This window comes from Pseudomonas sp. HK3 (assembly GCF_052920985.1).
The window spans coordinates 64024-78590 of record NZ_JBREXD010000003.1 but is presented as its reverse complement, the minus strand read 5'-3'; the positions used below and the strand labels follow the sequence as shown (position 1 = coordinate 78590).

At 40.7% G+C, this 14567-nt stretch carries 14 protein-coding genes; 8 read left to right on the top strand and 6 right to left on the bottom strand.

The window, feature by feature from the left end:
• Positions 1-140: 140 nt before the first annotated feature.
• Positions 141-2201, top strand: coding sequence for a carboxy terminal-processing peptidase (locus ACU6U9_RS15680; protein WP_446735955.1), 2061 nt, complete (start codon positions 141-143; stop codon positions 2199-2201).
• 102 nt (positions 2202-2303) lie between these two features.
• Here the strand turns inward: ACU6U9_RS15680 and ACU6U9_RS15675 are convergent, their stop codons facing one another.
• From ACU6U9_RS15675 to yaaA, 3 genes are read right to left on the bottom strand one after another with little or no spacing between them, the layout of a single operon-like run.
• Positions 2304-3014, bottom strand: coding sequence for a DUF599 domain-containing protein (locus tag ACU6U9_RS15675; protein ID WP_446735954.1), 711 nt, complete (start codon positions 3012-3014; stop codon positions 2304-2306).
• A gap of 8 nt (positions 3015-3022) precedes the next feature.
• Complete coding sequence (locus tag ACU6U9_RS15670) at positions 3023-3580, bottom strand: YajG family lipoprotein (protein WP_446735953.1); 558 nt, start codon at positions 3578-3580, stop codon at positions 3023-3025.
• A gap of 35 nt (positions 3581-3615) precedes the next feature.
• Positions 3616-4392: a peroxide stress protein YaaA gene (yaaA, locus tag ACU6U9_RS15665; protein WP_446735952.1), complete on the bottom strand. Its 777-nt coding sequence runs from the start codon at positions 4390-4392 to the stop codon at positions 3616-3618.
• 135 nt (positions 4393-4527) lie between these two features.
• Between yaaA and ACU6U9_RS15660 the strand changes: the two genes are divergently transcribed.
• The 7 genes from ACU6U9_RS15660 (at position 4528) to ACU6U9_RS15630 (ending at position 11030) form a co-directional block, all read left to right on the top strand.
• Complete coding sequence (locus ACU6U9_RS15660; protein ID WP_446735951.1) at positions 4528-6345, top strand: long-chain-acyl-CoA synthetase; 1818 nt, start codon at positions 4528-4530, stop codon at positions 6343-6345.
• Between the two features lie 175 nt (positions 6346-6520).
• On the top strand, positions 6521-7255 hold the full coding sequence (locus tag ACU6U9_RS15655) for a TSUP family transporter (RefSeq protein ID WP_446735950.1): 735 nt from the start codon (positions 6521-6523) through the stop codon (positions 7253-7255).
• A 139-nt stretch (positions 7256-7394) separates the two neighbouring features.
• Positions 7395-8258, top strand: coding sequence for a hypothetical protein (locus ACU6U9_RS15650; RefSeq protein WP_446735949.1), 864 nt, complete (start codon positions 7395-7397; stop codon positions 8256-8258).
• Positions 8259-8276: 18 nt separating this feature from the next.
• Entirely contained in the window at positions 8277-8990 is a 714-nt protein-coding gene (locus tag ACU6U9_RS15645; RefSeq protein WP_446735948.1) for a glycerophosphodiester phosphodiesterase, read from the top strand.
• Positions 8991-8996: 6 nt separating this feature from the next.
• Complete coding sequence (locus ACU6U9_RS15640; RefSeq protein WP_446735947.1) at positions 8997-9719, top strand: SIR2 family NAD-dependent protein deacylase; 723 nt, start codon at positions 8997-8999, stop codon at positions 9717-9719.
• A gap of 159 nt (positions 9720-9878) precedes the next feature.
• Complete coding sequence (locus tag ACU6U9_RS15635) at positions 9879-10316, top strand: DUF1499 domain-containing protein (RefSeq protein ID WP_446735946.1); 438 nt, start codon at positions 9879-9881, stop codon at positions 10314-10316.
• A 138-nt stretch (positions 10317-10454) separates the two neighbouring features.
• Positions 10455-11030 carry a hypothetical protein gene (locus ACU6U9_RS15630; protein WP_446735945.1) on the top strand — a complete coding sequence of 192 codons (576 nt, stop codon included), beginning with the start codon at positions 10455-10457 and terminating at the stop codon, positions 11028-11030.
• 62 nt (positions 11031-11092) lie between these two features.
• Here ACU6U9_RS15630 and ACU6U9_RS15625 read toward each other — a convergent pair whose 3' ends face one another.
• The 3 genes from ACU6U9_RS15625 to ACU6U9_RS15615 all read right to left on the bottom strand — a co-directional run bounded on the left by ACU6U9_RS15625 (position 11093) and on the right by ACU6U9_RS15615 (position 14313).
• The gene (locus tag ACU6U9_RS15625; protein WP_446733082.1) at positions 11093-12301 is read right to left on the bottom strand and encodes an IS256 family transposase; all 1209 of its coding nucleotides are present in this window, start codon (positions 12299-12301) and stop codon (positions 11093-11095) included.
• Between the two features lie 114 nt (positions 12302-12415).
• Positions 12416-13609, bottom strand: a complete 1194-nt coding sequence (locus ACU6U9_RS15620; RefSeq protein ID WP_446735944.1) for a PilT/PilU family type 4a pilus ATPase — start codon at positions 13607-13609, stop codon at positions 12416-12418.
• A gap of 401 nt (positions 13610-14010) precedes the next feature.
• The gene (locus tag ACU6U9_RS15615) at positions 14011-14313 is read right to left on the bottom strand and encodes a putative quinol monooxygenase (RefSeq protein WP_446735943.1); all 303 of its coding nucleotides are present in this window, start codon (positions 14311-14313) and stop codon (positions 14011-14013) included.
• Between the last annotated feature and the right edge of the window lie 254 nt (positions 14314-14567).

Below are 14567 nucleotides of genomic sequence, written 5' to 3'. Positions count from 1 at the left end.
GTTAGGAATGCATAAGCTATTATGCCATTATTTTTTAGAAACATTGGGCCAAAGCACACATTTAACTAGGTTAAGTGCTATAAATAGGCATAAACCTACTGTTTACTTGAGTGCGTCATCCAACAAGGAATATAACGTAAATGTTGCGTCATCTTATAATACTCAGCACAATTTTTTGTTCGCTTTTAGCACACGCTGCCACAACTGAAGTCCCTGTCTTAAAACCTGAATCCGAGCATGTTTTAACCAATCGCACAGTTGTTCAGCACTTGTATCAGCACCACTACTCTCGTAAATATCTAAACGATGAGTTCTCAGAGAAAGTATACACCCGATATCTCAACATACTGGATAACACTCGCTCGTATTTCACTCAAAAAGATATTGATCAATTTGAGCAATACCGTAAAAAATTAGATGAGGCCATCAAAACTAACAATTTAGACCCAGCATTTGAAATTTATAATCGTTATGAACAACGCGCAATTGAACGTTTAGATTATGCCCTTGCACTGCTAAAAGGCGGCATCAAACAATTTAACTTCAAAGAAGAGCAGTCCCTTGAACTGGATCGAGAAAAAGCGCCTTGGGCAAAATCAGGCAAAGAACTTGATGAATTATGGAACAAGCGCATCAAAAATACCGTCTTAAACCTCAAGCTGGCAGGAAAAGAAGACAAAGACATTATTGAACTGCTCGAACGCCGTTACGAGAGCCAATTAAATCGCCTAAAGCAAGTTAACTCTGAAGATGCTTTTCAATCTTACATGAATGCCCTAACCCATACATTTGATCCGCACACTCAATATATGTCACCGCGTAACAGCGAAAACTTTAATATTAATATGAGTTTATCTTTACAAGGCATTGGTGCGGTTTTACGCAGTGAAAACGAAAATACAATTGTAGAACGCTTAGTCCCTGGTGGGCCTGCCGCAAAAGCAAATCAACTTAAACCAAGCGATAAAATTGTTGGTGTTGGGCAAGATAAAGAAAAAATGGTCGATGTTATTGGCTGGCGCTTAGATGAAGTGGTTAACCTTATCCGCGGACCAAAAGACAGCATTGTACGCTTAGATATTATTTCTGGCAGTGGCCAAACAGAATCTCACCGCACTATTTCTATTTTACGTGATGAAGTAAAACTTGAAGACCGCGCGGCACAAAGTGACATTATTAATATTAAACGCGAAGACAAAGACTACAAGCTTGGGATCATTGATATCCCTGCTTTTTATGCAGACTTTGAAGCAAAAAATGCAAATGACCCTAATTTCCGCAGCACAACGCGAGATGTCAGCAATCTTATTACAAAGCTTAAAGCCGATAACATTGATGGTCTAATCATTGATTTACGAAACAACGGCGGCGGCTCTTTAGCTGAAGTAAATAACCTTGTGGGTTTGTTTATCCCTGAAGGCCCGACCGTACAAGTTCACTACAGCTTTGGCCACACTCAAGTACTTGCCGACCAAGATCCTTCTGTTTTGTACGCCGGCCCACTTGTGGTACTAACAAATCGTTTAAGTGCCAGTGCCTCTGAGATTTTTGCAGGCGCCATTCAAGACTATGGTCGCGGCCTGATCGTAGGCAGCCAAACATTTGGTAAGGGCACCGTGCAAACATTGATCCCGTTATTTCGCGGTCAAATGAAAGTCACTAATGCTAAATTTTATCGCGTAAGTGGTGAAAGCACTCAACACCGCGGCGTTATTCCTGATATTTTATATCCTGAAATTTATGATATTGAAAAGATTGGTGAAAGCGCATTAGAAGAAGCTTTGGCATGGGATAAAATTGATGCCTCTAAGTACAAGCAGCAAAGCAATCTTAGCCCTTTTGTTCCTGCTCTGGAAAAAGCGCATTTAAAACGCATTAAAAGCAACCCTGATTTTGAATATCTTAATGAACAAGTTGAGTTCTTAAAAGAGTTGCGCAGTGACACCAGTATTTCATTAAACATTGATACTCGTGAAAAAGAGCGCCTAGAAACAGAAGCACGCCGCTTAGCGTTAGAAAACAAACGCCGCAAAGCCAAAGGGCTTAAGTTACTTGATAAGTTAGAAGATCAAAGCGAAGAAGACGCATCAGAAGACCCTGAAAAGAAAGATGCAACAGAAGATGCCTTACTAGTAGAAGGTGGTGAAATACTCGTAGATTTCATGAAGGCTAAACCTAATAACGCCATTACTAAAAAATAGTTCTCTGCCTTATTAGAGACATAAAAAAACCACGCACAGCGTGGTTTTTTTATGTCTCGTATTCTTGCTCTAACAAATGCTTTATATAATCATGCATTTATATTAACGCACCTTACCCTCCAAAATATGAGCATCCATTACTAATAATTTTAGTGCTTTAGATGCAAACTCTCGTCGATACAAAACGGCCAACACTAAAGATGATGCAAACATAAATATTATTGGATGAATAAACCATGCTAAAGACGCCATAGCAAAGTAATAGGCACGTAGACCATGATTAAACGCATGCCCTGCTTGATCTAATATCTTGCCAGTAGAATACGCATACTCTTTACGCTGACGAGCATTAAATTCCTCTTGGTCTGGCATTGGCGCGGCGCCCACTAATACACTACCAAAGCCATATTGGCGCAATGACCATGTAAAACTAAAAAACGCATACACCATAATAAATAAAAGCAAACCAAGCTTATATTGATTAAAACCAGAACCAACACTTTCAAACAACACCCATTTAGATGCAGAGGTTAGCGCCGTCAATACAGCCGCAACAATAATAACCGTAGTAGACGCCATAAAGTTTACATTGCGCTCTAGGTTTGCCAATAGCGCCGCATCCCCTATTCGGTTTTCTCTTAGCATCATTCTTTCCATCCACGATACTCTGTGAACATCCAATACAGAGGCTAAGCAATGGGTACGCTTAGCCATGTATTTAGAAAATGCGCTGTATCCGACCCATATTGTAAAAAAATACAACAAAGAAATGTGATTCCAAATCACATGATTCAGAATAAAATTATCTTCCATATCGTTCTCTATTTAAGAAAATTGACAATTTCTTTATCATTCAATGCTTTATTAAATAATTCAGTCAACATCGCGTTCAAGTATTTTTCATTAAATTGTTGCGTTGGTGCTGTTGCAACATCTTGCGCACGGTTTGCGGCAAAACGTTTTGTCAGGCTTGAGCCTGAACGACTAATGGTCAGCACAATTTCGCCTTCTAGCTCGATATGACTTACCCAGCTTTCGTCAGGTGAGAAATAACGTAATTTAACAATGCTTATTTCTAACTTAGAAAGTGGTTCAGGTCCTTTTTGCATGGCAATGTCTTGGGCAACCATTGCTGTTTGCAACGCTTCACCGATCGATTTTGACAAGCTATCCTCAAAACGAATAGGCCCTTGGTTTTTAGCATTACGATAACCAAGTAAATCGGTATTTTCACGTTTATCCGTTACGATCAACTCAATAGGAACAACCACACCTTTTAACTGTTCAAAATGAAGCTCGGGTGCCACATTAAGAGATTGTGGACCCACCGCACAACCTGTCAGCATTACGACCAAAAGACCACTTAGAAACGATTTCATTCTACTTCTCCTTTATTGTTCATTAACAATATCAATTAATTTGAGCCCTGCTCATCGCGCAAGAACACCCATTCTTTAGCATTTGATTGCTCAGAACTAAACTGATAGCCAGACACATCAAATTGCTTAATTTTTTCAACGTCTTTTATTCTGTTTTTAATCACATAAGCCGCCATTAAACCGCGAGCTTTTTTCGCATAAAAGCTGATAATTTTATACTGCCCATTTTTTTCGTCTTTAAATACTGGCGTGATCACATTTGCATTAAGTTGTTTAACTTTGACTGATTTGAAATACTCATTTGATGCCAAATTCAGTAAAACCTTGTCAGATGTACCTTCTTGATTCAGCTTATCCGTTATTAAGTCACCCCAAAAATCATAGAGATTTTTGCCGCGCTGGTTAGCGAATTTAGTGCCCATTTCCAAGCGATATGGTTGCATTAAATCCAGTGGCTTCAATAACCCATACAAACCAGACAGCATGCGCAAGTGTTTTTGCGCAAAGTTAACATCGGCTTTTTTAAATGAGTAAGCATCTAACCCGGTATAAACATCCCCTTTAAAGGCATACATAGCAGGACGCGCATTGTCTTGAGTGAACGGCAATGACCAATGCTGAAATCGATTCACATTTAAAACCGCCAGCTTATCACTTAACTTCATTAAGCTAGCCACGTCTTTAGGCGTCAACTCAACCAACTCATTAATTAATAACTTAGACTGGTCTAGCATCTCAGGCTGCGTGCATTCTTCAAACGGCAGGGGCGTTTCATAATCCAGCGTTTTAGCTGGGGAGACGAGCATTAACATCTTATTTCCTTACATCATCAAATCAGGGTGGCGACTTTGGACGTCTTTCATTTCGTTTAAGGATACGTATAGTAGTTCATTGCTGCCAGCCATCAAAAGCGATAATAATAAAAATGCTTACGAGGCACCCTACTTATGCAACCCAAAACTGTCACCGGTATAAATGTATTTTCTGGTACTTTGCGTATATTGCCAGATATTGGCCGCATTCTTAAGGGTGTTTATCACCTTGCCAGCGCCAAACCGGACAAATATAAATCCATCGGCCGAATGTTCGAAATTCGCGCAGCTCAACGCCCAAATCATTGTTTTTTACGTTACGAAGATACTGAGTATAGCTATCAAACGTTTAATCAATGGAGCAACCAGATATCTCATTATTTTAGCAGCCAAGGGGTCAAAAGCGGCGATACTATCGCTCTCATGATGGAAAACAGGCCTGAAACCCTTGCTTGCGTCCTCGCAATCACGAAACTAGGTGCCATCGTGAGCATGATTAACACCACCCAAAGAGACGATGTTCTTGTGCACTCGCTGACCACCGTCACACCCAAAATAGCCATCATTGGGGAAGAATGCACAGAAGCCTATCTTCAGGTTAAAGATCAGATCAAACAAGACTCATCATTTAGGACATTCTATATGGCGGATGCGTCATCAACCCCCGCTCCAGATGGTTTCATTGATTTAGATACAGTTACCCCAGATTTCCCTAAAAGCAACCCAGAAAGCTCTAAACGTATTCAAATGAAACAAACGGCTTATTATATATTTACATCAGGGACAACAGGCTTACCAAAGGCATCGATTTTAACGCACTTTAGGTGGGTTAAAGCCATGGGGGCTTTTGGGCTATCGGCTTTTCGTATCCGTAAAGATGACGTTTATTATGTTTGCTTACCCTTATACCACAACAATGCTTTAACCGTTTCTTGGGCCAGCATCGTCGGCGCTGGCGCCACCATGGTATTAGCACGTAAATTTAGCGCGTCAAGATTTTGGGATGACTGTCGCCGTTATGGTGTTACAGCATTTTGTTACATCGGCGAGCTGTGCCGTTACTTACTTAATCAACCAGAAAAAGACAATGATCGCAATCACAGTGTGCGAGTAATGGGTGGAAACGGTTTACGCCCAGATATTTGGATGAAATTCAAACAACGCTTTGCCATCCCCCAAATTATGGAATTATATGGTGCCAGTGAATGCAACATTGCATTTGTAAACAACTTAAATTTGGACTTAACCGCAGGCTTTTGCCCAATGAGTTTTAATGTTATCAAATACGATATTGAACAAGACGCTCCTGTGCTCAATGAGCAAGGTTTTATGATTCCAGTGGCAAAAGGTGAAACTGGGTTATTAATTGCTGAGGTAACCAAACGCAGCCCTTACGAAGGCTATACAAATATTAAAGCCAACCAAACAAAAGTGCTTACAAATGTCTTTAAAAAAGATGATGTCTATTTTAACAGTGGCGATCTTGTACAAAAACAAGGCTATAAACACGTAGCCTTTGTTGACCGACTAGGCGATACCTTCCGCTGGAAAGGCGAAAATGTTGCCACCACAGAAGTCGAAGAAGTGGCCAACCAATTCCCACAAGTTGAACACAGTGTTGCCTACGGTGTGCAAATCCCCAACACAGATGGCCGCGCTGGCATGACGGCCATTACACTCAACACAGAGCTCAATCAATTTGACACCACTGCGTTCACACAACATCTTAAAAGTAAATTGCCTAGCTATGCCGTGCCTATTTTTATTCGCATTAGGCCAACACAAGAGATAACCGGCACATTCAAATATAAAAAAGGAACTCTAAAAACAGAAGGGTTTAATTCGCAAGCATTCAATGAACCCGTGTTTGTATTATTACCAGGAGAAAATAGCTATACAGCCATTAATGCTGATTTAATATCAGAATTAAAAAATGGCGACTATCAGTTTTAACCATCACGTTATTACTTGCCTTGTTTACACTTCATTCAAGGCAAGTGCAAACTGTGTACCATAGGGTATTTCATGTTAACCATAATAATTTAGAGTCATAAAAACCTAAATTAGAATTCACAGCAAAAAATAAAATGAAATGCATCATAAAATGTTTTGAAGCAATGAGTGTGTAATGAATATATCTGATTTTGATATGAGCTTACTCACAATTGCCGCAATATTAACCAGTGGTATTGCGGCCATATTAGGCCAAGGCGGTGGCATCATGCTCTTTGCATTGCTGGCCATTTACATTGACCCCCCATTACTCATTGCCTTTCATGCTGTTATTCAATTATCGAGTAATGCCAGTCGGGCGGCTTTCGCTATTCCCCATATCAATTGGCATGTGATCTCACCTATTTTATTTGGGACATTAATCGGCGCGATACTCATTACCCCTTTTATTAGCACTGCAAATTGGAACTGGATGCAACCAATTATAGGCGTCTATATACTTTTTCTTACTTGGGGCAAAGGTATCTCAATGCCCTTCTCGCTGCCAAAACCCATGCTAAGCATGGGCATACTTCAAGGCAGCCTAGGCATGGCATTGGGGGCTACTGGCCCATTAGGTAACGCCATTCTCTTAGCTAAGGGACTAAGTAAAAATGCCATTGTGGCAAGCAATGCCGTCATTATGAGTACCAGCCACGCCAGTAAAGTCATCTTATTTGGCTTAGTCGGCGTCAGTGTATTACCCGCCATTGAACCAATAATTTTTCTCAGCATCGCTGCCATAATAGGTTCTTATCTTGGGAGTAAGCTAAGAGGCTTTTTACCAGAACGCCTTTTTAGCACCCTATTCAAAGCAATACTGACGCTTTTAGCGCTGCGTATGATTGTTATGCAACTGATCGAGCTTTAAATAACTGTAATTTAACTGTCATATTCTAGCTGCATGCTAGGCTTATGACGTCACACACAAACCCATTAAATCATCGCATAACACCTGTTCAAACATATTTTATAACGCTATGCTTACCGAAAAAGATAACGGTATAAAAATGAACACATCAGAGCTCATACACACCTTTGATGAATTGGTTGAAACAACGCAAACACTTTGCCTTAGTATTCGTTCAAATCATCAAGGACATTGGCTACCACTCACTGAAGATGAGCAATCTAACGGCACCACTGCTTTGAATAAAGCGTGTAACATGCTCAGCGATTTTTGGTACAAAGACGGGCAAGATGGCAGAGAAACCCGTAGCTGTTTTGGTTTTATTGCGGTACCGGAAAGCACACTCGCATTAGCAAACACTGTTAATAATTTAAAAGATACGCTTAAACAACAAGTACAAATTCTACAAAAGCAAAACAAACAACAGTGGTTAGAACTCAAAGGCCAACTGGCTCGCCGCCACCCGACACTACAAACACAACTGCATTTTTCTGGCCTTAGCCGTCTGCATTTAAAACAAACATGGCGCACAATAACGGTTATTAATCGCACACCCACGCGCATTGGTTTTAATTGGTACCACTCAGGTAGAAGCATTCAAAAAATTTCGGTGCAACAAGCCTATGATGCATTGGCACGCCTAGACACAGGTAGTTCGCATATTCAGGCTCAATTATCGTCTGTATCAAAACTATCGAGCAACACGCCGCTAGCAAAAGTGCAAAATTTAGCCCCCACAATGCGGGCTAATTTATTTTATGATGATGGCGAAGTACCTTTACGCCACGCTATGAATATTTCATTACCTATTTTGTTTAAGGCCCATAAAGAGCACACATTACCACAACACAATGAGCCTGAAATCGATCCACCTACTGAACGACAAAGAGCCGTACGCAGCGATCGTAAAATTGAAGATCATCCTTTTTTACCCAGCATTCGCGTACACAGATACAACCCTTAAAAAATAATTTGAGACATTATGCAAATATACGGTCATCGCGGCGCCAAAGGGGTAGCCATGGAAAACAGCCTAGCGGGCTTTCAATTAGCGGCAAGCCAAGGTATTGACCGCTTTGAACTTGATGTTCGCCTAAGCAGTGACGGTCAGCTCATGGTCGTTCATGACGAAAAATTAATGCGCCTTGCCAATAGTCAATTACGTGTCAGCCGCAGTACGGCTCACGTACTTGGCTCAACTGTATTAAAAGGCACTCAACAAGGTATTCCAACCCTTGAGCAAGTGGTTGCAGCTTGTCCAAACGTTGTTCATTGGCAATTTGAAATTAAAACCCTGTCGAGCAACCCTGGTTTTTTACAACCCATGGCTCAATTAATCGAGCGCTTTCAATTACAAGACAAAGTCGTCATTACATCAAAGCACATCGGTATTTTACGTGCGTTTAAACGCAGTATTCCACACATTGAACGAGGCTACGTACAAGAATGGCCACTTCCTAACGGCTTAAAAACAGCGCTTGCATTAGAGTGCACACACTTATGCCTAAATAAGAGTCTTGCTCGCTTAAGCTATGTGAAAAAAGCACAACGCAAAGGGTTAAAGGTCAGCGTATGGACAGTGAATGATGCCGATGAAATGTGTCGATTATTCCATTGCAACGTCGACAGCATCATCAGTGACTTCCCACAAGCGGCAAGAGAAGTACTTGCGCCACTCAATAGACAAGAAGCCTAAATTAACATGAGCACAAACACGCTATACATTACTGGCGCAGGCGTCAGCGCAGAAAGTGGCATTCCCACTTTTCGCGGTGAAGATGGCTTTTGGACAATCGGCAGTAAAAACTACACACCAATGGAAATGGCGACACGTGCCATGTACCAAAACGAACCCGCTGAGTTTTTAGCCTGGTATTACAATCGCTTCGCCAGTTATCGTCACCACGGTCCTAACGATGTGCATCACTGGCTGGCCAATAAAAACTTAGTCACTCAAAATATCGATGGCTTAGATGGCAAAGCGGGAAACCAACGCTACATAGCCATTCACGGCAGGCTCGACAAAGTTACTTTGTTTCATGAACAAGGTGATAACATTGATGTACTCGATGCCCCTTGGGAATCCATTGATGAATCTAATTTAACGCAATCACTGATGCAGTATTTCAATATCAATCAAACACCCAAACTTTATGAAAGCTACAAGCCATTCGTTTTATTATTTGATGAATACTACACTCAATTATATCAAATTGACCAAGCACAAGAGCGAATGAAACAAGCCGATAAAATCGTATTCATGGGAACATCATTCAGTGTGAATATCACGAACATCGCATTGGATATCGCCATGAAAAATAAAATAGACGTTTACGTTGTTGACCCCGACCCCGTTATATTGCCCTACAGGCAAGTGACTTATTTTAGGCAGACCGCTTTAGATTACATACAAAATCACGACTGATAACAACCTAACCTAGCACCATTTCACACACGAAAAAACGCACAGTTTTGTGCAAAGCGTAACAAGCTTTATCATAAAATTTATTTAAAACTTATTGAAAGCCGAATATTGCTATAAGGTGGACCAACGTCAATATAGCGATAAAGAAGGAACCTTCTAATGCACATCACTTACTACACCAAGATTGCAATCATCGCATTGCTACCAAGTATTCTTTCAGGGTGTGCTGGCTCGCCTCCAACCTTCACAGATTCCCCCTCAACACTTACCCCCTGTCCTAGCTCACCCAACTGTGTTTCAAGTGTATTAGACAAAGATGATAGCCACTTTATTGCCCCCATAGAGTCAACACTGAGCATTGAGCAAAAGCATAAACGCCTATATGAGTTATTGAGCCAGCACGCCAATGTATCCCTTATAAAAACCGAACCTCAATACATAAGAGCCGAGTTCACCTCGTCTTTTTGGGGGTTTGTTGATGATGTCGAGTTCATTATTACAGACACCCAGATACATATGCGCTCAGCATCTCGCCTAGGATACAGTGACCTAGGAGCAAACCGCAGTCGACTAGAGCGCCTGCGTTCTGAATTTTAAGCCCCCATAAATATGGCCAAAAAGCACACTCCAGCAAGCCTCTTGTGAAGAGATAACAATTAAGGCGTTTTTTGATATAATGCCGCGCATATTAGCCGTGACACCGATTGTTACACGGCTCTGCCTATCGGAGTATGTATGACCACGAATATTGATACCCCTAATCACCTAAAAGACAGTGAAACCCTATTAAGTGAAACAGGCTTTGAAACAAGCAACACTTGGTATCACGGCACCACCTCTGGCCTAGCTCAACAAATCATCAAACAAGGCTTGAAACGCTCTGGCGACCAAGAAATCAACCAAGCCACCAAGAAGGCAATGGCGACCATTGGTAACAGCTACACAGAACGCAAAGAGCCTGTATACCTAACTCAAAGCAAAGAATTAGCGTACTACTGGGCCGTTGAAAAAGTACGCGCTCGTAAGGTCCACACAGGAAGCGATGAAACGCCAGAGATCATTAAAGTAACCCTTGATGATAAAACCAACAACAGTGTAAAAACCGATGTCGGTGCCGTAGTGATGCTTATGGACTTGAATCCATACATGGGATATTTAGAAGAAATATACGCAGCAAAAAGCATTGAGTTTGATCTAGATGACATTCAAGCAAACGCAATGGAGCTTAACCGCGAAGACTATATGAACAAATTTGGCCTTGCTTACTACGCAAAAGATATCGACGCGAAATTTGTGAGTTTAGTTAAATAATATACACATAAATCACACCCTAACCCTTGGAGGATGTAAGCCATTCTGTGTAACCGCCAGTTTTAAATGTAATCTTTCAAACGGTCTTCGAACATGATCATAAATCGGTTCAAGGCCGTTTTCCAGTTTCTTATCGGCATAGTCCACTTTTCCGAAGCTTGTCGTACCGCAAGGTAAACCACTTTTTTAGCCGACTCTTCTGTTGGAAATACTTTTCGTTTTTTCGTCGCTTTTCGAATAACGCTGTTCAGAGATTCAATGGCATTGGTTGTGTAAATGGCTTTTCTGATATCAGCAGGATAGTTAAAAAGCGTATTTAAATTCTCCCAGTGATTACGCCAAGATCGGCTGATTTGTGGATATTGACCATCCCACTTCTCACTAAAATCAGACAGTGATTGCAAGGCACTTTCCTCAGTCGCGGCCTGGTAAATTTTCTTTAAATCAGCGGTGACGGCTTTGTAATCTTTCCAAGGAACGTACTTCACTGAGTTACGCACCATGTGCACGATGCACAGCTGAATTTGCGTTTCTGGATAGACGGCATTGATAGCATCTGGAAAGCCCTTCAGGCCATCCACGCAAGCAATGAGAATGTCTTTCACACCACGATTCTGCAGCTCAGTCAGAACATTTAGCCAGAACTTAGCCCCTTCGTTTTCAGATAGCCACATGCCCAATAACTCCTTGTGGCCTTCCATGTTGACGCCTAAGGCAAGGTAAACTGATTTATTGATCACCTGTTTGTCCTGACGAATTTTAAGCACGATGCAATCAAGATAAACAATGGGATACACCGCATCTAATTCACGAGATTGCCATTCAATCACTTCTTCAATGACCGCATCAGTGACTTTTGAAATTAGGCTTGGAGAGGCATCTGCGTTATACAGTTCTTTAAACGTTTTAACGATTTCTCGTGTGGTCATGCCTTGGGCGTATAAAAATAAAATTTTATCGTCCATCGAGGTAAACCGAGTCTGATTTTTCTTTACTAATTTAGGATTAAAAGAGCCTTCGCGATCCCTAGGGGTATCTAGTTGAAACTGGCCATCTTCGGTGCGTAAAGTTTTACTGGTGGTGCCATTGCGGCTATTGGAGTTAGAGGATTCTTCATTCCGTTCATAACCAAGGTGCTCATCAAGCTCAGTATTTAAAGCCCGCTCAACTGTCACTTTAGTGAGCATCTGACGAAATTCATTAAGGTCTTGTTCTGTTTTAATACCCTTTGCCGCTTCGCGGGCAAAGGCTTCTAGTGCTTCTTTGTTCATTGCTGCCTATCCTTAGCCATTTCTGGCTTTGATGATAAGCAGTTACACAGATTTATCTACAGCCTCAACCCTTGCGGATTAGGGTGTAACAACTAATTTAACCTGCCTGACTCATCAACCCGTTTTAGCCATCAACATTTCTAGTTCTTTATCTTCACGTTCTTTTTGTATTTCTTTCGCTAATTCTTCCGATGTTTTTTGTAACGATAGACCCGCCATTGGGCTTGCCTGCGACGCATCTGAGTCACTGCCATCGGCTAGCTTGACTCTTAAGCGTAAGTTATTCTCTGAGTCAGCGTTCTTTAAAGCTTCTTCTAATGAAATTTTCCCAGCTTGATATAACTTAAACAATGCGGCATCGAAAGTTTGCATACCCAAATTTTCTGATTTTGACATAATTTCTTTAATGCCATCCGTGTCACCTTTGAATACCAAGTCTTGAATGGTTTTATTACCCAATAAGACTTCAACTGCGGCTACACGCTTACCATCAACAGTCGGAATTAAACGTTGAGAAATAATGGCTTGTAAATTTAAACCAAGGTCTTGCAGCAATTGCTTATGACGTTCTTCAGGAAAGAAATTAATAATACGATCTAATGCCTGATTGGCATTGTTTGCATGCAATGTCGAGATCGCAAGGTGACCTGTTTCAGCAAATGCTAATGCATGCTCCATGGTTTCTTGATCCCGAATTTCACCAATCAAAATAACATCAGGCGCTTGGCGTAACGTATTTTTTAACGCCGCTTTAAAACTTTTAGTATCAACCCCCACTTCCCTTTGATTGATAATGGAACGTTTATGCGTATGCACAAATTCAATTGGGTCTTCGATTGTAATAATATGCCCAGGCACATTGGTATTGCGGTGATCAATTAACGACGCTAGAGAGGTCGATTTACCAGAGCCTGTTCCGCCTACAAATAAAACCAAACCCCGTTTTGCTAAAATCACTTTTTTTAGTACCTGAGGTAATCCCAAATCATCAAAACGCGGAATATCGGTTACGATATTTCGTGCAACCAATGAAACTTCATTGCGTTGACGAAACATATTCAACCGGAAACGCCCACCAGTTGGTAAACTAATGGCCATATTTAATTCAAGTTCGGCTTCAAATTCTTTTTTCTGATCTGCATCCATAACGGATTCAATCATTTTTGCAATTTGACCTGGTTGTAGCGGCTCTTTACCTAACGGCTTTAATGTTCCTTGAAATTTAGCACTAGGAGGCGCGCCCGTGCTCAAATACAAATCAGAACCATCATGCTTTGCTAAAATTTGCAGGTATTTTATTAACGCCATCGGTATTCACTTCTTATTATCTAAAACTACAACAGAATTCAGTTTGAACAATATTTAAGCATATAGTACTAGATAATAATATTTACTAAGCAGGTAAATGTGCACGAAGTAGCAAATTTTAGCTATTCATTGCCCTTTTGATCAAAACCCGAACATAAAAAGTGCATGACTCATGCTTTAAAGTGAAATGTAACGTTATGTAATAAAATTTATAGCATTAACAAATACTGCTTGATAAGCCACAGCTATATAAGGCGATTAAACACAGAACCCATAAATAACGCATGATACTGTCAAGTAACCTTTTATCAAAATTACTTGACCTAGCGGAGTAAGTTTAAACTTGTCTGCAAAAGCAATTCCCGCTGACAAAAAACTAAATAAGAAAATTCATGACAAAACTACACCCGCGTAAAGTTAATACCACTGGCTTCAATAAACTGAACATCAAAACAACCATCAACAACACACTCCCTTAACTGGGGAACGTATTCCTCAACATGACTTGCGTTTAAGTGAATATCCAGAGATGCCTGATCACGCCACCGCTCAATGGTGATAAAGGTATTGCCATCAATAAAAGATTCGTATTGTTCACAACCATCTTCATTAGGGGCATATTCAAATTGAAGTATGTTGGCGATCGTTCTTAGTTGCTCATGTTTATTATCTTTAATGGATGCTTTTACAATTGCAATTATCATTTTAATTCCCTACAGCGTAATAATAAGATTAGAATTAAACTCTAATCTTGCCTGACCGACTGCTTTTTTAAGCACCTCCATTTCAACACATATCAATTTTAAATAAATCATCATTTTTTCGTTTTAACGTATCTGCCTAATCGATTAACTAGCAGTAACCAGGTTTTGATCTGGTAAATTCAGTTGCGCTTATTAGCTATCATCAGCAAACAATAACGGGCAATAACATGACCATCGTCCGTATAAAAACGGGT